Consider the following 21,275-nt stretch of genomic DNA (forward strand, 5'->3'; position numbering starts at 1 on the left):
CGGCGGCGGGGGTGGCGGCGTGCGGTGTGTTCAAGAAAGGACTCCTGACTGCGGATGCGGGGCCGTCGCGGACACGTGCGGGCTCTCTGCGGGCCGTTGAGGGCCGCGGCGGGACCTTGCGGGCCGGTTGAGGCTGCTGCGGGCTTTTGAGGGCCGTTGAGGATCGCTGCGGGCCCTCGCCGGCCGTTTCGGCGCGTGAGCGGTCAGATCCTACGGTCAACCCCGCTCCGTCCGTACGGAGTTGTCCGGCGCACCGCGCTCGTCCCGGCCGCCGCGGCCGAGGAGTTCGGCCAGGCCGCGGCGGGTGGCGGCCACCACCACGCGGTCCCCCACGCCCAGCAGCCGCTCCGGCCGGAGGCGCCAGCCCTCAGCCGAGCCGGCCGCGCGTCCGTCGAGGGCGATGACCCGCCAGGCGCCCGGGCGGAAGGCCTCGGCGACCGTCCGGCCGTCCAGGAGCGGATGGTCGGCGACGTCCACGGCGGCGAAGAGCAGGACCCGGCGCTCGACGGGCACGGCGCCCAGGACCTGGCGGCCCATCATGGCGCCCGCGAAGGCCGGTGCGGCGAGGTGGGAGACGCTGCGGCTGCGGGTGAGGGCCCCGGGGTGGGCGGTGCGCAGGGTGCGGAAGACGGCGGTGGCGAAGTCGTCGTCGTACAGGCGCAGCACGACCCGCAGGTCGGGGGTGACGGCCCGGGCGGAGAGCGCGGCCTCCAGGTTGGTGATGTCCACGCTGGTCAGGGCGAGGAGCGCGTGGGCGCGGTGGATGCGGGCCGCCTCCAGGACGCCTTCCTCGGTGACGTCGCCGATGACGGTGGGGACGCGCAGCCGGCGGGCGACCGCGATGCCCCGGGCCTCCGGGTCGGATTCGACGCACACCACCGGGATGTTCAGTCGGCGGAGCCGGGCGAGGACGCGGGTGCCGACCTTGCCGAGCCCGAGGAGGACGACGTGGCCGGAGAGTCCGCGCGGCGGACGCCGCAGGGTCGTCGCGGTACGGAAGGTGCCGAGGCCCTCGAGAAGGGCGGCGACGATCACGGGCAGCAGGAGGAGGCCGACGAACCCGGCGAGGATCTGGAGCAGCTGGCGGCTGGTCGGCTCGCCGACCGCCGGGTCGCCGATGGCGAAGACGTCGAGGAGCGTCAGATAGGCGGCGTGCAGCGGGTGGTCGCCGGTGGTGAAGGTGGAGGCGAGGGCGAGCGCCAGGACGGCGGCGAAGGCGCCCCCGAGGGACCAGCGCAGCCGGCGGGAGAAGAGCGAGGCGACGGGCAGCGCCGAGGCGGCGAGCCGGCCCGCCGGCAGGGCCGGGCCGGCCGGGGTGACCGCTTCGAGGGTGACGGCGGCCCGACCGGTGGCGGCGGCCACCGTCCGGTCGTCCGGCAGGAGCCGCGGGCCCGCGTCGCCGCTGCGCTCGGAGCCCTCGCAGCCGGCCGGGTCGCCGGCGGTGGCGGAGAGCAGGGCGAGCGTGCAAAGCCCGGGGTCGGGTGCCTGGCCCGCGACGGGCGGCCGGTCGACGGCGTGCAGCAGCAGTCCCCCGGCCTGGACCACCTTGCTGGTGCCCGCGACGGCGGCCGCGGCCAGGCCGGGGGCGGCGGTGTCGACGTCGGACAGGACCGTGGTGGCGGCGTCGAGCTTCTCGGGGTCGAGACCGGGTTCGGCGACGGCCGCGGCCTGGTCGAGGAGCGTCTCCAGGTGCTGGCCGAGCTTGCGGTTGTAGAGCCGGATCACCAGGCGGAGCCGGGGGTTGAGGCGGCGGGCGGTGAGCGCGGCCCTGATGTTGGTCTCGTCGTCCTCGTGGACGAGGGCGAGGGCGGCGGCGCGTTCCGCCCCGGCGTCCCTCAGGGCGCGGTCGTCCGCCTCCGCCGACTCGACGACCCGCAGGGTGCCGGTCGGTTCGGCGCCGTCCTCCGGGGTCGCCGCCGTCGCTCCGGTCCCGGTGGTGCGGGTGACGGCGGCGGTGACCCGTCCGAAGAGGGCGAGCGCCCGGCCGGTGCGTCCTGCGGGTGTGCGGGGTGCGTCGGGCAGCGCCGGCACCAGGAGGGTGACCTGCTCCCCGTACACCTCGTGGAGCTCGCGCGCGAGGCGGTGGGCGAGCGCGTCGTCGCCGCACACGATCATGTGCCCGACGGGTGCGGTGCGGGACTGCCGGTCGGTCCGGAGCGCGGGCGCGCCGAAGGGACCGGCGGGGCTGGGGACGGACCGGACCGCCGGATCGGCGGGGGCCGCCGACGGAGTCCCGTCCGGAACGGCGTTGCTCTGCTGCGGGTATGAGGGCACGTCACAAGGATGCCCTGCGCCACCGACAGCGGGTCGGGGGCCTCTCGCCGGGGCCCCGTGGCGGCTCCGACGGTGCGTCGGGGCGGACTCGGCGGCGGGTTCCCGCGGGCCGGAACCACCCGGGCGGACCACGACGCGCCGCCGAACGCCACGCCCGCTACGCCGGTCGGCGCACTTCGATCTGCGGGGTCCGCAGCTCCTTCCTACGGTGGCTGAATGATCGTCACGTCAGCTGTCCGTCATGCCGCCGCCGGTTCCGCGGCGCTGCTGCTCGTGCTGCCCGTCCCGGCGGCCGCCGCCTCTCCCGCCACTCCCGCCACTCCCGCCTCCTCCGTCGCGAGGACGGTCGGGGAGCCCACCCCGCCCGCGCGCCAGTACGTCGACCCGGCGCGGCTCGACCGGAAGGGCACGCAGGTGCAGCGGCTGCCGGGCGCGCCCTCCGTGCCCTCGGTGTCCGCCCTGTCGTGGGTGGTGGCGGACGCCTCCTCGGGCGAGGTGCTCGCCGCCCGGAACGCGCACCGGAAGCTGCCGCCGGCCAGCACCCTCAAGGCCCTGTTCGCGCTCACCGCGCTCCCCCACCACAAGCCCTCCGAGCTGCACACCGTGGCCGATGCCGAGCTGACCGGGATCGGCGCCGGGAGCAGCCTGGTCGGCGTGAAGGAGGGGTACACGTACAAGGTCTCGGACCTGTGGAACGGGGTCTTCCTGAGCTCGGGGAACGACGCCGTGCACGTCCTGGCGGAGATGAACGGCGGCTGGGAGTCGATGACCCGGCAGATGCAGGAGAAGGCCCGCTCCCTGGGCGCCGAGGACACCCATGTGGTCTCGCCCGACGGCTACGACGCCCCCGGCCAGGTGTCCTCCGCGTACGACCTGGCGGTGTTCGGCCGGATGGGCCTCCAGGACCCGGTGTTCGCCCGGTACTGCTCGACGGCGTACGCGGACTTCCCGGCGGGCTCCTGGTCGTACGGGATCGCCAACACCAACCGGCTCCTCACGGGCGCGGACGGGGTGGAGCGCTACCCGGGGCTCCTGGGCATCAAGAACGGCTACACGAGCAACGCGGGCAACACCCTGATCTCGGCCGCCCGGCGGGGCGACCGGACGCTCGTCGTCTCGGTGATGAATCCTCAGGAGGGCGGCGGGTTCGCCGTGTACGAGGAGGCGCGGGAGCTGCTCGACTGGGGCTTCGAGGCGGCGGGGCGGGTACAGCCGGTGGGCTCGCTCGCACCGGTGCGGGTGAAGGCGGCGGCCGACGCGGGCACGCGGGCCGTGTCGGTGGCCCGCGAGGGGCACGGGACGAAGGCGGCGCCGGTGGCACCGGTGGCGCCCCGGGCGGGCGCCGAGCCGGCGGCGGAGGCACTGGCCGCGCCCGGCAGGAAGGCCCCGGCGGCGGAGGCGTCGAGCCCGTCGGCCGGACTTCCGCTCACCCTGGTGGGCTCGGCCTGCGCTGCGGCGCTCGCCCTGTGGGGGTGGCGGCGCAGGACAGCCCGCCGGGCCTGAACGCGCAGTCCCACGGGGGCGGACGGCGGACCCGGCCTGGTCGGTGACGGTTCGGCGGGCGCCGCACGGTCCGGCTTCTAGCCTGCGGGAACACCGTCCGGGACCGACCGGACGGCCTTCCCGAGGAGTGACCGATGACGGACAGCACGGCCGCCGCCGTACGGATCGCCGAGATCGCCGAGCGGTTCCGCGAGGTGAACGGCCGGCATCCGATGACCGCCGCCGACGACGCGTACGTCTCCGCCCAGTTCGTCCCGCTGGACACGCTGTGCGGCCGACTGGGCCGGGACGCCGACGAGGTCCGGGGGCTGATGCTCGCGGGCCTGCTGCCGCTGCCGGGCTATCTGCGGTCGGACGGCGCCGAGATGGTGCCGCACGATCTGTTCGCGCTCGCCGAGGCGGCCGGTGGTGCCGACCGTCTGCGTGCCTGGTTCACCGGGCACTGGGAGGACCCGGCCCGGGGCGAGGAGGAGTGGGCGGCGTATCTGAGCGGCCAGTACGTCTGCCTGCACGAGGTGACTCCGGCGAACATCCTCCGCAAGGAGCGGCTGACGGCGGAGATCACCGAGCGTCTCGCGGCCGGCGTGACCGATCCCTCGCCGGAGTGGCGCGACGCCCTCCACGCGCGCGTGGACGCGCTCGACGCCCTGGAGCCGGCGTTCACGGCGTACGACCGGCTGCGCTTCGGCGGCCCCACCTCGCGGGACACCTGCGTGGACGCGCCCCGGGCGCTCTTTCCCCGTACGGCCTAGGCGGCGACCCGGTGGCCGGTGGCCCCCGGGGGCCGCCCGCGAGCGGGTCAGGCGCCGACGTACCGCGCGAGGTGCTCGCCGGTGAGGGTGGAGTGGGCGGCGACGAGCTCCGCCGGGGTGCCCTCGAAGACGACCCGGCCGCCGTCGTGGCCGGCGCCGGGACCGAGATCGACGATCCAGTCGGCGTGCGCCATGACGGCCTGGTGGTGCTCGATGACGATGACCGACTTGCCGGCGTCGACGAGCCGGTCCAGCAGGCCGAGCAGTTGCTCGACGTCGGCGAGGTGGAGGCCGGTGGTCGGCTCGTCGAGGACGTAGACGCCGCCCTTGTCGCCCATGTGCGTGGCCAGCTTGAGCCGCTGCCGCTCGCCGCCGGACAGGGTGGTGAGCGGCTGGCCGAGGGTGAGGTAGCCGAGGCCGACGTCGGCCAGGCGGTCGAGGATCCTGTGCGCGGCCGGGGTGCGCGCCTCGCCGTCGGCGAAGAACTCCTCGGCCTCGGTCACCGACATGGCGAGCACCTCGCTGATGTCGCGGCCGCCGAACGTGTACTCGAGGACCGAGGGCTGGAACCGCTTCCCCTCGCAGTCCTCGCAGGTGGTGGCGACGCCCGCCATCATCCCCAGGTCGGTGTAGACGACGCCGGCGCCGTTGCAGGTGGGGCAGGCGCCCTCGGAGTTGGCGCTGAACAGCGCCGGCTTGACGCCGTTGGCCTTGGCGAAGGCCTTGCGGATCGGGTCGAGCAGTCCGGTGTACGTCGCCGGGTTGCTCCGGCGCGAGCCGCGGATCGGCGTCTGGTCGACCGAGACGACGCCCTCGTCGGCCGGGATCGAGCCGTGCACGAGGGAGCTCTTGCCGGAGCCCGCGACGCCGGTGACGACGGTGAGCACGCCGAGCGGGATGTCGACGTCGACGTCGCGCAGGTTGTTCGCCGTGGCACCGCGGATCGCCAGCTTGCCGGTCGCCGTACGCACCGTCTCCTTGAGGGAGGCCCGGTCGTCGAGGTGGCGGCCGGTGATGGTGTCGCTGGCGCGCAGCTCCTCGAGGGTGCCCTCGAAGCAGATGGTGCCGCCCGCCGTGCCGGCTCCGGGGCCCAGGTCGACGACGTGGTCGGCGATCGCGATCGCCTCGGGCTTGTGCTCGACGACGAGCACCGTGTTGCCCTTGTCCCGCAGCCGCAGGAGCAGGTCGTTCATCCGCTGGATGTCGTGGGGGTGCAGGCCGATGGTGGGCTCGTCGAAGACGTACGTGACGTCCGTGAGCGAGGAGCCGAGGTGCCGGATCATCTTCACGCGCTGCGCCTCGCCGCCGGACAGCGTGCCCGCCGCCCGGTCGAGGGAGAGGTAGCCGAGGCCGATCTCCACGAACGAGTCGAGGCTGTGCCGGAGCGCGGCGAGCAGCGGCGCCACCGAGGGCTCCTCCAGGCCGCGGACCCATTCCGCGAGGTCCCTGATCTCCATCGCGCAGGCGTCGGCGATGCTGATCTTCCCGATCCTCGACGACCTGGCCCCCTCGCTGAGCCGGGTGCCGTCGCACTCGGGGCAGGTGGTGAAGGTGACCGCCCGCTCCACGAAGGCCCGGATGTGCGGCTGCATCGCCTCGGGGTCCTTGGAGAGCATCGACTTCTGGAGCTTGGGGATCAGCCCCTCGTAGGTGAGGTTGATGCCGTTGATCTTCACCTTGGTCGGCTCGCGGTACAGGAAGTCCTGCCGCTCCTTCTTGGTGTACTTGCGGATCGGCTTGTCCGGGTCGAAGAAGCCCGACTCGGTGATGACCCGCACCACCCAGCCGCCCCCGGTGTAGGTGGGGATGGTGAACGGGTCCTCGTTCAGCGACTTGGAGTCGTCGTAGAGCTGGGTGAGGTCGATGTCGGTGACGGTGCCGCGGCCTTCGCAGTGCGTGCACATGCCGCCCGTGCGGTTGAAGCTCACCTTCTCCGTCTTGGTCTTCTCCGCACCGCGGTCGACCGTGAACCCGCCGCTGGCCGACACCGAGGCGACGTTGAAGGAGTAGGCGCTCGGCGGGCCGATGTGCGGCTCGCCGAGCCGGCTGAACAGGATGCGGAGCATCGCGTTGGCGTCGGTGGCGGTGCCGACGGTGGAGCGGGGGTCGGAGCCCATCCGCTGCTGGTCGACGGTGATCGCGGTGGTCAGCCCGTCGAGGACGTCGACCTCGGGCCGCGCCAGGGTCGGCATGAAGCCCTGGACGAAGGCGCTGTACGTCTCGTTGATCAGCCGCTGCGACTCGGCGGCGATCGTGTCGAACACGAGGGAGCTCTTGCCCGAGCCGGAGACGCCGGTGAAGACGGTCAGGCGGCGCTTCGGGATCTCGATGCTCACGTCCTTGAGGTTGTTCTCGCGCGCGCCGTGCACGCGGATCAGGTCGTGCCGGTCGGCGGCGTGGGGCACGGACGCCTGCTCGTCCGCCCTCGGGGCCTTGCTCATCGGGTCTCCAGCCTTCGCGCGGTTCCTGACGGTGATCCTTCGCGCCCGTGGCCGAGCGCGTCGAGCACGTGAGCGAAGGTCATGGCTGTCACGCTAGTGGCGGCACGATGACGATGCTTCTCGATTCCTGATCTCCCGCCGAGGCCACGTACCGCTCGGCGGCGAGGACGGCCTCGCGAGCGGTGCGTTCTCCCATGAGGACGCACAGGGTGTACGCCGTGTCCTCGAAGCGCCGGCGGGCCGACAGGTCGCCCGGCCTGTCCAGCACGCTCCGCTCCTGGGCTCGGAAGTGCCGGAGCAGCCGTTCGACGGTGTTCCTGTCGGGCAGCAGCATGGCCGTTCTCCTGTCTCCTGAGTCGCTTCATAGTCGCGGTCGTCGGCCGCACCCGCGAACCGTACGGACACGCTCCGTGAGCGGGGAGGTACGGGCAGGCCGCCGGAATGCGCTTCCGGCGCCGATGGCGGAGGGTCGGAGACATGAACCCGAGCACGCTTGGGCGCGTCGTCGTCACGGGCGCCACCGGCAACGTGGGAACGAGCCTGGTCCGGCTCCTGGCGGGCGATCCGGGCGTCGGCTCGGTCCTCGGTCTGGCCCGGCGCAGGCCGGGGCTCGACCTCCCGGGGGTGGAGTGGGCCGAGCTGGACCTCTCCCGGGAGGGGGACGCGCCGCGGCTCGCGCAGTACGTGGCGGACGCGGACGCGGTGGTGCACCTGGCCTGGCGGTTCGGGCCGACGCACGACCCGGTGGAGACCTGGGGGACCAACGTCCTGGGCGCGGTCCGGCTCTTCGACGCGGTGGCGGCGGCACGGGTGCCGGTCCTGGTGCACGCCTCCTCGGTGGGGGCCTACTCCCCCGGTCCCGAGGGCGGCGCCCCGGTGTCCGAGGCATGGCCGACGCACGGCTGGCCGGGCGCCGCGTACACCCGGGAGAAGGCCTATCTGGAACGGGTCCTCGACACCTTCGAGCGGGACCATCCGCTGACCCGGGTGGTGCGGATGCGGCCGGCGTTCCTCTTCAAGGAGGAGTCGGCGAGCGGGCAGCGGCGGATCTTCGCGGGGCGGTTCTTCCCGGGGCAGCTGGTGCGGCCCGATCTGCTGCCGCTGCTCCCGGAGTTCGAGGGGCTGCGCTTCCAGGTCCTGCACACGGAGGACGCGGCGGACGCCTACCGGAGGGCGCTCCTGAGGGACGTCCGGGGCGCGTTCAACCTGGCCGCGGAGCCGGTGATCGACGCCGCGGCGCTGGGTGGACTGCTGCACGCCCGGCCGGTGAAGGTGCCGGCCGGGGCGGTACGGGGTGCCTTGGCGGCGGCCTGGCGGCTGCGGCTCGCCCCGGCCTCCCCGGGGCTCTTCGACGCGCTGCGGCACCTGCCGCTGCTCGCCACCGAGCGGGCCCGGCGGGAGCTGGGCTGGGAGCCGGCGGCGAGCTCCCTGGAGGCCCTGGAGGCGTTCCTGCGCGGGGTCCGCACGGGCTCGGGCGACGACACGGCCCCCCTCGCGGGCCACCGCTTCGGCTGACACGCCGACGCGATGCGGCGCCCCGGCTGTCCCGTACCGTGTCGGCGCGATTGCGGCGCCCCGCCGTCTGCTGGTGCGGCGGCGCCGTGCCGTGACCCGTCTTCCCCGCGCGTCAGCGCGGTGCCGCGGCGGTCCAGTCGACGAGGCGTATCCCGGCGCCCGCGGCCTCGCGGCCGCGGCAGTGGGCGCGGTGGCGGCGCAGCAGGGCCTCGATGTCGAGGTGGCGGGCGAACTCGGGGCGGGCGGCGAGGCGCTGGGCGTAGGCCCACAGGGCGGGGTGTCCGGCGACCCGGTCCATGGCGGCGGCGTCGAGGTGCCAGCGGTGGACGGTGTCGAGCTGGACGAGGGTGACCCAGACGTGCACGTCGGCGGCGGTGGGCGCGTCGCCGAGGACGTACGGCGCGCGGGCGAGGCGGCGCTCCAGGGAGCCGAGCGCGGCGAAGAGGACGGTGAGCGGGTCGTGGTGGGCGGCCTCGCCGTCGAGGCCGAGTTCGCCGGCGTGCTGGGCGGCCCGGTTGACGCTCCGCTCGCACAGGTCGGCGATCGCTTCGACGGCGTCGCGGTGCTCCTCGGGCAGCAGGTCGGGGCCGTCGCCCCGGAAGCGCAGGGCGAGGTCCCGGAGGATGTCGGGGACGTGGGTGCTGACGATCCGTCCGGTCCATCCGTCGCTGAGTACCGGCGCGGCGGCCGGCCCGGCGTAGAGGTGGGCGCTCGCCTCGTACAGCGGGCGGAGCACGGCGTAGCCGCCGTCGGGCGTGTCGGGGGTGCCGGGGAGCACGGTCAGCGGGAGGGTGTCGTCGAGTCCGAGGAGGCCGTGGGTGAGGGCGATGCTCAGACACCGGGGGTCGGACGGGTCGACGTGGAGGCGGTAGCGGTGCGGCACGGCGTAGTGGCCGCTGCTCGCGTCGCGCCCGATCCGGCCCCGGAAGGCGGGCACGGCGGAGGCGGGCAGGAGCGAGGACGGGACGACGACGGACATGCTTCTCCCTTGGGGGTGCTCGGTGCTGGGCCGGGCGGCGGGCGGCGGCCCGGTCACGACGGTGTGACGCGGCGGCCGCGCGGGGCCCGGGGGCAGCAGAGGTACGGGAAGAGGAGACGGGCGGACCGCGGTGGGCGTCTCAGCGCACGGGGTGAACGCCTGCGCGGGGACGGCGACTCGCGGCGCTGCAGACCCGCAGCAGATCGATGTGTCTGCGGGAGGTGAGGGGAAGCGAGCGCGGGAGGGGCACGGCGGGTGAGGTGTCCCTCCGGCCGGTGCGTCCCATGGTTTCCTACCTGTTCGCTCGGTTTCCCGTCCTGAGTGTCCGGCGGGCCACGGGCGGCGTCAAGGGTGCGGTACGTCCCGTCTCAGGGCGCGGAACGGTCCGCCGGAGCGGGCACCCGGACGCCGCCGCCCGCGCCGCGGTCACGAGCCACGGATCTCGCCCGACCGGCCGCGGTCCGGGCGCGCGGATCCGGTCACGTCCGTGCGGAATAATGCGCGCATGCGCATTTCAGCCAGGGCCGACTACGCCGTGCGGGCCGCCCTCCAGCTCGCCGCGGCCCAGGACGCGGGGCCGCTGAAGGCCGAGGCCATCGCGGTGGACCAGGACATCTCGCACAAGTTCCTTGAGGGCATCCTCGGCGACATGCGCAAGGGCGGTCTGGTGCAGAGCCAGCGCGGCGGCAACGGCGGCTACTGGCTTGCCCGGCCGGCCGAGACGATCTCGGTCGCGGACGTCATCCGCTGCGTGGACGGCCCGCTGGTCTCGGTGCGCGGGGAGCGACCGCCGGAGCTGTCGTACACGGGCCCCGCCGAGTCGCTGCTGACGCTGTGGATCGCGCTGCGGGCGAGTGTCCGCGGGGTGCTCGGGGTGTCCCTCGCGGAACTCGCGGCGGCGAAGCTGCCGGCGGAGATCGTCGCGCTCGCGGACGATCCGGAGGCGTGGACCAACCCCTGACCCGTACGAGGTCAACCTTCCACCACCTGCGCGCATCTGACACCGTCTCGCCCACCAATACGAGCCTGTCCAGCCTGTGGACGCCCCTTGGGGCCGGGCGGTCGCCTCTGTCAGTATCCCTACTATTCCAGTGGGGATACTAGGGATCGGGTGAGGTGACGTGAGTACGCCGAGGAAATCGCCGAAGAGACCAGCGATACGCACCGCCGCCGCTCCACCCGGCCGGCCCGTCGACCGGCCCGCCGACGACGAGATCTGGCCCCGCGTCACCCGCGAGCTGGCCGACGACCTCGCCGTCGACGCCCTCGCCAGGGACCGGGCCGGCAAGGCCCCCTTCGACGAGGTCGCCCGGCTTCAGGAGGCGGGCCTGCCCGCCCTCCTCACCGCGCCGGGACCGACCCGGCGGGGCGCGGACTGGCGGGCCGCCTGTGCGGTCGTACGGGAGATCTCGGCCGCCGACAGCTCGGTCGGGGAACTCCTCGCCCACCACTACGCGCTGTCCTGGAGCAGCCGCTTCTTCGGCCCCGCGCACGAGGCCGGAGACGCGGACTCCCCGGCACCGGCCGCCGCGCTCTCCCTCGACGTGTGTACGGCCGAGGAGCGCTGGCTGCTGGCCGGCGGCGTCGAACCGCCGCGTGCCGAGACCGGCCCCGGACTCACGCTCACCCCCGCCGACGGTCCCGGCGGCGGCTGGATCCTCGACGGACGCCGCACCTTCGCCTCCGGCGTGACCGTCGCCGACCGGCTCGTCGTCGGCGCGCGGCCCGGCGGCACCGGCGACCTGCTCGTCGTCCTCGTGGACCCGGCCCACCCGGGGGTGTTCACGGACGCCGGCACGGACCGGGTCGGTCAGCGTCTGGCCGGGGCCGGCACCGTCACCTTCGACCACGTCCCGGTCGATCCCGGGCACGTCCTCGGGGTCCTTCCGCACGACGAGCACGCCGTCGCGCCCTTCACCACCCTCGCACCGCTCGCCCTGCGGCTGCTGCTCGTCCAGGTCGGGCTCGGCATCGCCGAGGGGGCGCTCGCCGAGGCCCGGGACATCAGCCGCGCCGGGCAGGCGGGCCCCGTCCTCGCCGACCGTCCCGGAGGCCCTGCGGCCGCGGACGCCGTCGCGTCGGCCGGAGCGGGGGACGACCCGTACCTCCTCCTCGCCTACGGGGAACTGGCGACGGCCGCGCACGCCGCCGCCGCGGTCGTGGAGCGGGCGACGGACGCCCTCGCCCGGGGGCTGCTCGCCGAGTGGTCGCTCGGCCTGGAGGAGCGCGCCGACATCGCCGTCCTCGTGGCGGCCGCCGAGACCGTCACGGGCCGGGCGGCCGTCCACATCACCACCCGCATCCTGGAACTCGTCGACGGCACGACGGGCGCCGACGTCCGGGGCGGCGGACCGGGCTTCGACCGCTTCTGGCGCAACGCCCGCGCGCTCACCGCGCCCACCCAGGCGGCCCACCGGCTCCGGGACATCGGGGACCACTACCTCAACGGCACCCACGCCCGGCTCACCCTGCTCGCCTGAGCAGCGATACGGCCCGAAGGGCCGGACGGACCGGCACGTCGGGACCTCCGGCCCTCTCCTCGCACCGCCTCAGGGCCCAAGCTGGAGGGAGCAGGGCCGGCCGCCCGGCGGGCCCGTCACCGCACCGACGGAGGCAGCCTGATGAGTCGTGAGATCGTCGCAGGAGTGGACGGTTCCCCGGAGAGCCTGGCCGCGGCCGACTGGGCCGCCCGCGAGGCCCTGCACCGGGGCATCCCGCTACGGCTCGCGCACGCGTGGCGCTGGGAACCGCTCGACATCGCCCTGGAGCAGGACCCCGAGGAGCAGCAGCGCGCGGCGTACGCGGTGCTGCGCGAGGCCGAGGCCGCGCTCGCCGAGCGCCACCCGGGGCTCGACCTCACGTCCGAGCTGCTCCCCGACACCCCGGTCGCCGCGCTGCTCGGCACCGAGGAGCGGGCCGAGCTGCTCGTCATCGGCTCGCGCGGACACGGAGCCGTCACCGGCTTCCTCCTCGGCTCGTACGGGCAGCAGATCATCGCCGGCGCCACCCGCCCCGTCGTCGCCGTCCGGTCCCGTGACGGCGAGCGGGCCGAACCGCCGTCGGGGTACGTGCTGGTCGGTCAGCTGGGCAGCCCGGAGGACAGCGCGGCCGCGCTCGGCTTCGCCTTCGAGACCGCCGCCGCGCGCGGGGCGGCGGTGCGGGCCGTGCGCGCGTGGAGCCTGCCGCCGCTGTACGCGTACAGCCCGGCGTCGATGCGGCTCGCGGACGAGGCCGGCGGGCTCGTCCCGTACGAGGAGAAGGCGCTGCGGGAGGCGCTCGCCCCCTGGCGCGAGCGGTACCCGGCCGTGCCGGTCACCGAGCACGTCGAGCTGGGCAGCGCGGGGCAGGTGCTCCTCTCGGGCTCGGGCGGCGCCCAGCTCCTGGTGGTCGGCCGGCGTGCCCGGCGCGGGGCCGTCGGGCCGCGGATCGGTTCGGTGGCGCACGCCGCGCTCCACCTGGCGCCCTGTCCGGTGGCGGTGATCCCGCAGGGCTGACAGGCTCGGACGTGGATTGACTCGCCGCGTTGACGAGGAGTGTCGGGGCGGCCGGGGCCGGAAAGTCTTACCGCCGTCGCCCCGGTGGCTCTCCGAGCGCCGGACCGAACGGCGACCCCGGCGAGAGAGCGGAGCTCCATGCGGCACCACGACCGTCCCGGCCAGCCCGAAGAGCACGACGCCACCGACCGCTTCGCGAGCCCCCGGCCCTCCGCCGCGGGCAGGCACCGGAGAACGGGCGGGCTGCGGCGGCACGTCCCGCGCCGTCCGTCGTTCCGTACCGCCGTCACCCTCGGCGGAGCCGCGGCCGTGGTGCTCACGGTGGCGACCGGGATGTACGTGGCCACTCCCGCGACCGGCACGACGGCCGCCGCGGCCGTCGCCCCGGACCGGCCGACGGCGGCCGCCGGGAAGGCCGCCGGGTTCGTGCGGGACGTCGTGGAGCTCGCCAACGCCGAGCGCGAGAAGGCCGGTTGCGGCCCGCTCCGTTCCGAGGGGCACCTGCGGGCCGCCGCGCAGGGGCACGCCGACGACATGGCCGCCCGCGACTACTACGAGCACCACAGCCCGGACGGCCGGGACGCGGGCGACCGGATCATCGGCGCCGGGTACGCCTGGTCGACCTGGGGGGAGAACATCCACCGCGGGCCGAAGACCCCGGCCCGGGCCATGGCGGACTGGATGGACAGTCCCGGGCACCGGGCGAACATCCTGAACTGCTCGTTCAAGGACGTCGGCGTCGGGGTGACCCTCGCCGCCAACGGCCCCTGGTGGGTACAGGACTTCGGTACCAGACGCTGAGCGTCCCCGGGGTCAGGGGGCGGGGGCGGCCAGTTTCTGCACCCAGATCCGTCCGTCGGGGCCTGGCACCGACGCCACGCCGGTGTCCCGGTACCGGCAGTCGAGCATGTTCCGCTCGTGCATCGCGTCGCCCCGCCAGTCCTCGACGACGCTCTCCGGATCGGTCGCGCCGAGTGCCAGGTTCTCGGCCCAGGCGCTCCAGTCGTATCCGGCGGCGGTGATCCGCGCGTCCGCGTACTCGCCCTCGGGGCTGCTGTGCCCGTAGTAGCCGCGCGCGGCCATGTCCCGGGCGTAGCCGCGGGCCGCCTCGACGAGCCGGGGGTCGGTCCGCAGCGGGGCGCAACCGGCCTTCGCCCGGAGCCGGTTGACGAGCGCGGTGACCCGCTCCCCCGGGTCGGCGGCCGGCGCCGGGCGCGTGGTGTGCCGGGGTGTGGGGACGGCGGTCGTCGGCGCGGGGGCGGCGACGGTGGCCACCGGGCTCGGGGAGACCGTGGCCGGGGCGGTCGTCGCCGGGGGCCCGGCGGCGGGCCGGTCCGGCCTGATCCGTGTCTCCGGCCGCGACGGTACGAGGAGGGCGGCGGCTCCGAGGACGGCGACGGCCGCCACGCCGGCGACGGTGGCGCGGCGGAGGGGGGTCCAGCGGTCGCCCCGTACGGAGGGGGTCTCCGTATACGCCGTGTACTCCACCGCGGGTGCGTCCGCGAGCTTCGCCGCGACGGTGAGCGGCGGGACGAGGCCGATGCCGACGAGGAGGCCCTCGACGGGGGCGAGGCCGCTGCGGCCGCTCGCGCGGGAGGTGCAGGCGGCGCAGGTGCGCAGATGGCGGGCGATCCGCTTGCGCCAGAGCGGGGAGGGCCGGCCGTCCCAGGCCGCGACGGTCTCGGTGAGTTCCGGGCAGGGCGGCAGCGCGTCCAGGGCGCGGACCACGGCGCGGCCGGTGTCGAGGCGTTCCCTCATCCGCTGGACGCGGACGGCGGCGTGCGCCGGGGTGACGCCGAGGCCTTCGGCGAGCTCGGCGCGGGTGAGTTCGCCGGCGGCCTCCAGCCACCACAGGGCGAGGAGTTCGGCGTCGTCCTCGTCGAGCCAGCGGGTCGCGCGGGCCACGTCGCGGCGCTGCCCGGAGAGGCCGAGGCGGAGGATGGTGAGCTCGGTGAAGTCGCCGGCCGGGTCGGCGAGCTCGGCGGCCCGGTCGAGGCCCGGGACGGGCGCCCGGCGGTGTTCGTGCCAGCGGCGCCGTATCCCGTTCATGGCGATGGCGACGAGCCAGGACCGGAAGCGCGAGGGGTCGCGGAGGCCGGTGAGGCCGTCGAGGGCGCGGACCATCGTCTCCTGGACGATGTCGTCCGTGTCGGCGTGGCCGTCGAGGGCCCGGCCGACGATGTTGTGGACGAGCGGAAGGTGGTCGCGGACCAGGGTGTCCCTGGCGTCCTCGTCACCCGCCCTGGCCGCCTCCACAAGCGCGGTGGTGCGTCGCTCGTCGCTGTGCATGGGTCCGCTCCCTCATCCCTGGTCCGAGTCCCCCGTCGTCAGGAGACCCGTGGGCACGGGAGGGATAACACTTTCCGAAGGCCGCCGGCTACACCGGCGGTGCCGCGGGCAGGGTCGGGACCGTGGCCCCGTTCCCCTCCCGGACGGCCGCCACGACGGCGTCGTGCAGCTCGCGGCTCTCCTCCTCCGATGCGCACGGAACGGGACTGCCCGACATGGTGAACCAGTCGGATGCGCCGCTGTACTGCACGGCCACGCGTGCTTCCCGCTCGGCGAACGTCGTGTGCACGGTCACATCGCCCGTGAGTACACCCGCCTCGTCGGTCAGCACCCCACCTCGCCCGGTGTAGACACCGGCGGTCGTCCAAGATGCCCAGCTCATGCCCTCCAGGGTCACACCGGGGGGTGAGATGCGCCACCGACGGGACCGCCCCGGCCGGAGGGATTCCGGCCGGGGCGGTACGAGTCGCGCGCCGGGGCGGACGACGGTCTCGCGCCGGATCAGGCGAGGGACGCGACGGCCTCGTTGAACGTGGCGGAGGGGCGCATGACGGCCGCGGCCTTGGCCGGGTCGGGCTGGTAGTAGCCGCCGATCTCGGCCGGGGAGCCCTGGACGGCGATCAGCTCGTCGACGATCTTCTGCTCGTTGGCGGTGAGCGTCTCGGCGAGCGGGGCGAAGGCCTTGGCCAGCTCCGCGTCCTCGGTCTGGGCGGCCAGCTCCTGGGCCCAGTAGAGGGCCAGGTAGAAGTGGCTGCCGCGGTTGTCGATACCACCGAGGCGACGGGTCGGCGACTTGTCCTCGTTGAGGAAGGTGCCGGTGGCGCGGTCGAGGGTGTCGGCGAGGACCTGGGCGCGGGCGTTGCCCGTGCTGGTCGCGAGGTGCTCGAAGGAGGCGGCCAGGGCGAAGAACTCGCCGAGGCTGTCCCAGCGGAGGTAGTTCTCCTTGACGAGCTGCTGGACGTGCTTCGGGGCGGAGCCGCCGGCGCCGGTCTCGAAGAGGCCGCCGCCCGCCATCAGCGGGACGACCGACAGCATCTTGGCGCTGGTGCCCAGCTCCAGGATCGGGAAGAGGTCGGTCAGGTAGTCGCGCAGGACGTTGCCGGTGACCGAGATGGTGTCCTCGCCGCGGCGGATGCGCTCCAGGGAGAACTTCGTGGCCTCGACCGGGGACAGGATCTGGATGTCCAGGCCCTCGGTGTCGTGCTCCGGCAGGTACTGCTTGACCTTGGCGATGATCTGGGCGTCGTGGCCGCGGTTCTCGTCCAGCCAGAAGACGGCCGGGGCGCCGGTGGCGCGGGCGCGGGTGACGGCGAGCTTGACCCAGTCCTGGATGGGCAGGTCCTTGGTCTGGCAGGCGCGGAAGATGTCGCCCTCGGCGACCTCCTGCTCCAGGAGGACGGTGCCCGCGGAGTCGACCAGGCGGACGGTGCCGGCCTGGGCGATCTCGAAGGTCTTGTCGTGGGAGCCGTACTCCTCGGCCTTCTGCGCCATGAGGCCGACGTTCGGGACGGAGCCCATGGTCGACGGGTCGAAGGCGCCGTGGGCGCGGCAGTCCTCGATGACGGCCTGGTACACGCCGGAGTAGCTGTGGTCCGGGAGGACCGCGAGGGTGTCGGCCTCCTGGCCGTCCGGGCCCCACATGTGGCCGGAGGTGCGGATCATGGCCGGCATCGAGGCGTCGACGATGACGTCGGACGGCACGTGCAGGTTGGTGATGCCCTTGTCGGAGTCGACCATCGCCAGGGCGGGGCCCGCGGCGAGCTCGGCCTCGAAGGAGGCCTTGATCTCGGCGCCGTTCGGGAGGGCGTCGAGGCCGTTCAGGACGGTGCCGAGGCCGTCGTTCGGGGACAGGCCGGCGGCGGCGAGCGCCTCGCCGTAGGTGGCGAAGGTGTTCGGGAAGAAGGCCCGGACGACGTGGCCGAAGACGATCGGGTCGGAGACCTTCATCATCGTGGCCTTGAGGTGCACGGAGAAGAGCACGCCCTCGGCCTTGGCGCGGGAGACCTGCTCGCCGAGGAAGGTGCGCAGGGCGGCGGCGCGCATGACGGCGGCGTCGACGACCTCGCCGGCGATGACCTTCAGCGGCGCGCGGAGCTCGCTGACGGTGCCGTCGGCGGCGGTGAACTCGAAGCGGAGGGTGTCGTCCGCGGCGATGACGACGGACTTCTCCGTGGAGGCGAAGTCGTTCTCGCTCATGGTGGCGACGTTCGTCTTGGACTCGGGGGTCCAGGCGCCCATGCGGTGCGGGTGGTTCTTGGCGTAGTTCTTGACCGAGCCCGGCGCGCGGCGGTCGGAGTTGCCCTCGCGCAGGACCGGGTTGACGGCCGAGCCCTTGATCTTGTCGTAACGGGCGCGGACGTCCTTGTCCTGGTCCGTCTGCGGGTCGTCCGGGTAGTCCGGGAGGGCGTAGCCCTGCGCCTGGAGCTCGGCGATCGCGGCCTTCAGCTGCGGGATGGACGCCGAGACGTTCGGCAGCTTGATGATGTTGGCGCCTGGCGTCTTGGCCAGGTCGCCGAGCTCGGAGAGGGCGTCGGCGATGCGCTGGCCCTCCTCCAGGAACTCGGGGAAGACGGCGATGATGCGGCCCGCGAGGGAGATGTCACGCGTCTCGACCGTGACTCCGGCCTGCGAGGCATACGCCTGGATCACGGGCAGGAACGAGTACGTCGCCAGGGCAGGCGCCTCGTCAGTGTGGGTGTAGATGATGGTCGAGTCAGTCACCGGGTGCTCCGCTCCACGTCTGCGTATGCGAGATTGCTCGACATCAAGATATCTCCTGATCGCGCTCCTCGGTAAAGGGCCCCGTGAGCTCGACGTCGCGGGGGACGCCGGCGGCCTCGACGAAGGGGCCGCCGAGCCGGTACGCGGCGGGGGCGCCGTCCACGTCGACGCGCCGGAGCACGGCGAGCAGGATCAGCCCGGTGGCGGCGATCACACCGGCGGCGAGGGCCTGGCCGCAGCGGTGCGCGAGGCGGAGCTCGGCCGGGTCGTAGGGGGCGGTGGCGGGCAGCCCGAGGGTGTCGCCGAGCAGCCAGAGCCCGGCGCCCAGGCCGCCCAGGGCCAGCAGGGCGAGCGGGACGGTCACCGGGAGGCCGGGCAGGGCGGGGCCGCGGCGCGGGCCGGGGCGGACCTTGCCGCGGCGGGCGATGACGGCGAGGAGGCCGGAGGTCACGGCCAGGACGACGAGGGCGGCGGCGATGACGTCGCCGGGCCGGTGCTGCCCGGCCGCGATGGTGTACGCGCCGACGGCGGCGGCCCACAGGGTGGCGGCGCCGACGGCCAGGGCGCGCTGCCGGTAGGGGACGACGAGGACCAGGCCGAGGGCGATGCCGAGGGAGAGCGTGGTCTGGGCGCTGGGGAAGCCGCTGGGGACGAGGCCGGCGGTGTCGGCGAACCGGGGGCGGGGGGCGTACCGCTGGAGGAGCCCGGTGAGGGCGAGGGCGGTGACGACCGCTCCGGCGGCGGCGCCGGTGAGGGCGTACCGCTTGCGTATGAGCCCGGTGGCGAGGAGGAGGACGCAGCCGAGGACGAGGGAGACGGTGGTGGCCCCGGCGAGGGAGGGGTGCTCGCGGAGCAGGGTGACGGCGGCGGGGTCGGCGCGGCGGCCGGTGACGGCGGCGTCGCCCCAGCGGCGGCCGGTCGCGGTGAGCACGAGTCCCGCGTAGACGACCGTGAGGAGGAGGACTGCCCCGAGGCAGGCACGGCGGGTCCGGGTGCGGACCCGTGTGCTGAACGAGCCGGCGGCTTCGCCGGCCACGGCGGCGTACCACCAGGTGTCACCGGTCTCCAGCGGCCTCGGGGAGCCGCCGGCGCGGAGCCTGTCGTAGGAAGCCATGCCCCGATTCGAACCCACGCGCGCCCGTGGCGCCCGCTGGACTCACCCGAACGACACGCCGGGGGCCGGAGCCCGGGCGGCGGGCATGCCCCGCGGTCTGCGTCGGCGGGGCGGGCGCCGGGCCGGGACCAGCACCCGTGAGGAGGGTGAGGACGCCGGACACGCCGAGGCCCGCGCGTGCGGCCCGGTCGTCGGCGCAGGGCTCGGGCGCCTGGACGGCGCCCTCGGGAGCCCGGCCCTCTGCCGGGGGCGGCGCGATCACGCCACGGCGAGGGGGCGTGCGCGGTCGCGGTCGTGGCGGCGCGTGCCGTAGAGGGTGAACGCCGTGTTCACCAGGGCGACATGACTGAGCGCCTGGGGCGTGTTGCCGAGCTGGCGGCCGGCCACCGGGTCCCATTCCTCGGAGAGGAGCCCGACGTCGTTGCGGACGTCGAGGACCCGCTCGAAGACGGTCCTTGCCTCGTCGGCGCGGCCGGTCACGGCGAGGGCGTCGGCGTACCAGAAGGTGCAGGCGACGAAGCTCCCTTCGGTGCCGCCGAGGTCGTCGAGTTCGTGCGTGCCGCCGTCGCGGACGTCGCCGTACCGGCGCAGGAATCCGTGGTCGTCGAGCCGTTCCATCGCCCGGACGGTGCCGAGGACGCGGGGGTCGGCGGCGGGGAGGAAGCCGAGCCGGGGGATCAGCAGGGCGGTGGCGTCGACCTGCCGGCTTCCGTAGGACTGGGTGAAGGAGCCCTGTTCCTCGCTCCATCCGCGGGCGCAGATCTCCGTGTGCAGTTCGGTGCGGAGGGCCTGCCAGCGCGCGAGGGAGCCGCGCAGTCCGGCGAGGCGGGCGAGGCGGACCGCGCGGTCGGCGGCGACCCAGGCCATGACCTTGGAGTGCACGAAGTGGCGGCGCGGGCCGCGGACTTCCCAGATGCCCTCGTCGGGTTCGCGCCAGCGTTCGCCGAGGTACTCCAGGAGCGAGGCCACCAGGGACCAGGCCGCGGGGTCGAGGTCGACGCCGGCCCGGACGGCCGAGTAGACGGTGCTCAGGACCTCGCCGTAGATGTCGAGCTGGAACTGGCCGACGGCCGCGTTGCCGAATCTGACGGGGCGTGAGTTCTCGTATCCGGGAAGCCAGTCGGCGTACGTCTCGGGGAGCCGTCGCTGCCCCTCGACCCCGTACACCGGCTGCAGGTCGGCGGGGTCGCCCGCGACGGCGCGCAGCAGCCAGCCGGTCCAGGCCAGGGCCTCCCTGCGGTATCCGCTGCGGAGCAGGCAGGAGAGGGTGAAGGTGGAGTCGCGCAGCCAGCAGAAGCGGTAGTCCCAGTTGCGGCCGCCGCCGAGGGACTCGGGGAGGGAGGCGGTGGCGGCGGCGACGATGCCGCCCGAGGGGGCGTAGGTGAGGGCCTTGAGGGTGAGCAGGGAGCGGAGCACGGCCTCGCGGGCGGGCCCCTCGTAGCGCAGGTTCGCGGCCCAGTCGTTCCAGAAGGCGAGCGTACGGGCGAGGGCGGCGGCGACGGCGGCGGGCGAGGCGGGCGGCGGCGCGGGGGCGTACGAGGGGCTCCAGCCGAGGACGAAGGCGACCCGGCGGCCGGCCGTGACGGTGAACTCGCAGCGCGTACGGTCGGGGGTGACGTCCAGTTCGACGCCGGGCCCGCAGGAGAGGTGGGCGGCGTCCGGTCCGGCGAGGGAGACGACGGTGCGCCGGTCCCTCGCGCGGGTCCAGGGCACGATGCTGCCGTGGTCGAAGCGGATCCTCAACTCGCCCCGTACGGCGACCCGTCCGGCGATCCCCTCGACGATCCGGACGATCCTCGGGGAGTCCTCGCCCGGGCTGCGGGGCGGCATGAAGTCGGTGATCCGGACGGTTCCGGAGAGGGTCTCCCAGACGCTGTCGAGGACCAGCGTGTCGCCGCGGTAACTCCTGCGCGTGCAGCGGCCGTTGCCGACGGGGGCGAGGAGCCAGCGGCCGTGGTCCGGCTCGCCGAGGAGGGCGGCGAGGCAGGCGGGCGAGTCGAAGCGGGGTGCGCACCACCAGTCGACGGACCCGTCGGTCCCGACGAGCGCGGCGGTCTCCAGGTCACCCACGAGGGCGTAGTCCTCAATTCGCCCTGCCATGACCGGATTGTATTCCTCCGGGAGGTCGCGTGCAGAAATGGCCTGGTGACAGGGGGGAATGACCCGACGGCAGAGCGGGTCATCCCTTCGCAC

16 protein-coding genes are annotated in these 21,275 nt (G+C 74.6%); 7 read left to right on the forward strand and 9 right to left on the reverse strand.

Going from position 1 to position 21,275, the window contains the following annotated elements:
• Positions 1 to 216: 216 nt before the first annotated feature.
• A complete protein-coding gene (locus ACWGN5_RS08650; protein ID WP_453512568.1) occupies positions 217 to 2,115 on the reverse strand; it encodes a potassium channel family protein in 1,899 nt (632 codons plus the stop codon).
• Positions 2,116 to 2,490: 375 nt separating this feature from the next.
• Here ACWGN5_RS08650 and ACWGN5_RS08655 point away from each other — a divergent pair, with 375 nt between their 5' ends.
• Together ACWGN5_RS08655 and ACWGN5_RS08660 are read left to right on the forward strand one after the other, a co-directional pair.
• Complete coding sequence (locus tag ACWGN5_RS08655; RefSeq protein ID WP_453512500.1) at positions 2,491 to 3,777, forward strand: D-alanyl-D-alanine carboxypeptidase family protein; 1,287 nt, start codon at positions 2,491 to 2,493, stop codon at positions 3,775 to 3,777.
• Between the two features lie 134 nt (positions 3,778 to 3,911).
• On the forward strand, positions 3,912 to 4,529 hold the full coding sequence (locus ACWGN5_RS08660) for a DUF6058 family natural product biosynthesis protein (RefSeq protein ID WP_453512503.1): 618 nt from the start codon (positions 3,912 to 3,914) through the stop codon (positions 4,527 to 4,529).
• Between the two features lie 47 nt (positions 4,530 to 4,576).
• Here the strand turns inward: ACWGN5_RS08660 and ACWGN5_RS08665 are convergent, their stop codons facing one another.
• Positions 4,577 to 6,970 (reverse strand): ATP-binding cassette domain-containing protein, encoded by a 2,394-nt coding sequence (locus ACWGN5_RS08665; RefSeq protein ID WP_453512505.1) that lies wholly within the window; start codon positions 6,968 to 6,970, stop codon positions 4,577 to 4,579.
• Positions 6,971 to 7,058: 88 nt separating this feature from the next.
• A complete protein-coding gene (locus tag ACWGN5_RS08670) occupies positions 7,059 to 7,304 on the reverse strand; it encodes a DUF5133 domain-containing protein (RefSeq protein WP_453512507.1) in 246 nt (81 codons plus the stop codon).
• Positions 7,305 to 7,447: 143 nt separating this feature from the next.
• Here ACWGN5_RS08670 and ACWGN5_RS08675 point away from each other — a divergent pair, with 143 nt between their 5' ends.
• A complete protein-coding gene (locus ACWGN5_RS08675) occupies positions 7,448 to 8,485 on the forward strand; it encodes an NAD-dependent epimerase/dehydratase family protein (protein WP_453512508.1) in 1,038 nt (345 codons plus the stop codon).
• 112 nt (positions 8,486 to 8,597) lie between these two features.
• On the opposite strand, the gene ACWGN5_RS08680 is transcribed toward ACWGN5_RS08675, so the two are convergent.
• Positions 8,598 to 9,464: a glutathione S-transferase C-terminal domain-containing protein gene (locus tag ACWGN5_RS08680; RefSeq protein WP_453512510.1), complete on the reverse strand. Its 867-nt coding sequence runs from the start codon at positions 9,462 to 9,464 to the stop codon at positions 8,598 to 8,600.
• A 505-nt stretch (positions 9,465 to 9,969) separates the two neighbouring features.
• Here ACWGN5_RS08680 and ACWGN5_RS08685 point away from each other — a divergent pair.
• From ACWGN5_RS08685 to ACWGN5_RS08700, 4 genes are all read left to right on the forward strand, one after another.
• Complete coding sequence (locus ACWGN5_RS08685) at positions 9,970 to 10,425, forward strand: RrF2 family transcriptional regulator (RefSeq protein WP_351191744.1); 456 nt, start codon at positions 9,970 to 9,972, stop codon at positions 10,423 to 10,425.
• Between the two features lie 160 nt (positions 10,426 to 10,585).
• Positions 10,586 to 11,944 carry an acyl-CoA dehydrogenase gene (locus ACWGN5_RS08690; RefSeq protein WP_453512512.1) on the forward strand — a complete coding sequence of 453 codons (1,359 nt, stop codon included), beginning with the start codon at positions 10,586 to 10,588 and terminating at the stop codon, positions 11,942 to 11,944.
• Positions 11,945 to 12,085: 141 nt separating this feature from the next.
• Complete coding sequence (locus ACWGN5_RS08695; protein WP_453512515.1) at positions 12,086 to 12,958, forward strand: universal stress protein; 873 nt, start codon at positions 12,086 to 12,088, stop codon at positions 12,956 to 12,958.
• A gap of 138 nt (positions 12,959 to 13,096) precedes the next feature.
• On the forward strand, positions 13,097 to 13,759 hold the full coding sequence (locus tag ACWGN5_RS08700; RefSeq protein WP_453512517.1) for a CAP domain-containing protein: 663 nt from the start codon (positions 13,097 to 13,099) through the stop codon (positions 13,757 to 13,759).
• A 12-nt stretch (positions 13,760 to 13,771) separates the two neighbouring features.
• Here ACWGN5_RS08700 and ACWGN5_RS08705 read toward each other — a convergent pair whose 3' ends face one another.
• The 5 genes from ACWGN5_RS08705 to ACWGN5_RS08725 all read right to left on the reverse strand — a co-directional run bounded on the left by ACWGN5_RS08705 (position 13,772) and on the right by ACWGN5_RS08725 (position 21,182).
• Entirely contained in the window at positions 13,772 to 15,247 is a 1,476-nt protein-coding gene (locus ACWGN5_RS08705) for a sigma-70 family RNA polymerase sigma factor (protein WP_453512519.1), read from the reverse strand.
• Positions 15,248 to 15,335: 88 nt separating this feature from the next.
• Positions 15,336 to 15,629 (reverse strand): hypothetical protein, encoded by a 294-nt coding sequence (locus tag ACWGN5_RS08710; RefSeq protein ID WP_453512521.1) that lies wholly within the window; start codon positions 15,627 to 15,629, stop codon positions 15,336 to 15,338.
• Positions 15,630 to 15,748: 119 nt separating this feature from the next.
• Positions 15,749 to 17,968: an NADP-dependent isocitrate dehydrogenase gene (locus ACWGN5_RS08715; RefSeq protein ID WP_453512522.1), complete on the reverse strand. Its 2,220-nt coding sequence runs from the start codon at positions 17,966 to 17,968 to the stop codon at positions 15,749 to 15,751.
• Positions 17,969 to 18,011: 43 nt separating this feature from the next.
• A complete protein-coding gene (locus tag ACWGN5_RS08720; RefSeq protein ID WP_453512524.1) occupies positions 18,012 to 19,082 on the reverse strand; it encodes a phosphatase PAP2 family protein in 1,071 nt (356 codons plus the stop codon).
• A 258-nt stretch (positions 19,083 to 19,340) separates the two neighbouring features.
• Entirely contained in the window at positions 19,341 to 21,182 is a 1,842-nt protein-coding gene (locus ACWGN5_RS08725; protein WP_453512526.1) for a glycoside hydrolase family 15 protein, read from the reverse strand.
• Positions 21,183 to 21,275 lie beyond the last annotated feature (93 nt).

This window comes from Streptomyces sp. NPDC055815, assembly GCF_053616475.1.

Coding starts and splice junctions, on each gene's coding strand:
- ACWGN5_RS08695 (WP_453512515.1), top strand. CDS start 12,086: ATGAGTCGTGAGATCGTCGCAGGAGTGGACGGTTCCCCGGAGAGCCTG.
- ACWGN5_RS08680 (WP_453512510.1), bottom strand. CDS start 9,464: ATGTCCGTCGTCGTCCCGTCCTCGCTCCTGCCCGCCTCCGCCGTGCCC.
- ACWGN5_RS08660 (WP_453512503.1), top strand. CDS start 3,912: ATGACGGACAGCACGGCCGCCGCCGTACGGATCGCCGAGATCGCCGAG.
- ACWGN5_RS08650 (WP_453512568.1), bottom strand. CDS start 2,115: ATGATCGTGTGCGGCGACGACGCGCTCGCCCACCGCCTCGCGCGCGAG.
- ACWGN5_RS08700 (WP_453512517.1), top strand. CDS start 13,097: ATGCGGCACCACGACCGTCCCGGCCAGCCCGAAGAGCACGACGCCACC.
- ACWGN5_RS08705 (WP_453512519.1), bottom strand. CDS start 15,247: ATGCACAGCGACGAGCGACGCACCACCGCGCTTGTGGAGGCGGCCAGG.
- ACWGN5_RS08710 (WP_453512521.1), bottom strand. CDS start 15,629: ATGAGCTGGGCATCTTGGACGACCGCCGGTGTCTACACCGGGCGAGGT.
- ACWGN5_RS08725 (WP_453512526.1), bottom strand. CDS start 21,182: ATGGCAGGGCGAATTGAGGACTACGCCCTCGTGGGTGACCTGGAGACC.
- ACWGN5_RS08675 (WP_453512508.1), top strand. CDS start 7,448: ATGAACCCGAGCACGCTTGGGCGCGTCGTCGTCACGGGCGCCACCGGC.
- ACWGN5_RS08670 (WP_453512507.1), bottom strand. CDS start 7,304: ATGCTGCTGCCCGACAGGAACACCGTCGAACGGCTGCTCCGGCACTTC.
- ACWGN5_RS08655 (WP_453512500.1), top strand. CDS start 2,491: ATGATCGTCACGTCAGCTGTCCGTCATGCCGCCGCCGGTTCCGCGGCG.
- ACWGN5_RS08665 (WP_453512505.1), bottom strand. CDS start 6,970: ATGAGCAAGGCCCCGAGGGCGGACGAGCAGGCGTCCGTGCCCCACGCC.
- ACWGN5_RS08720 (WP_453512524.1), bottom strand. CDS start 19,082: ATGGCTTCCTACGACAGGCTCCGCGCCGGCGGCTCCCCGAGGCCGCTG.
- ACWGN5_RS08685 (WP_351191744.1), top strand. CDS start 9,970: ATGCGCATTTCAGCCAGGGCCGACTACGCCGTGCGGGCCGCCCTCCAG.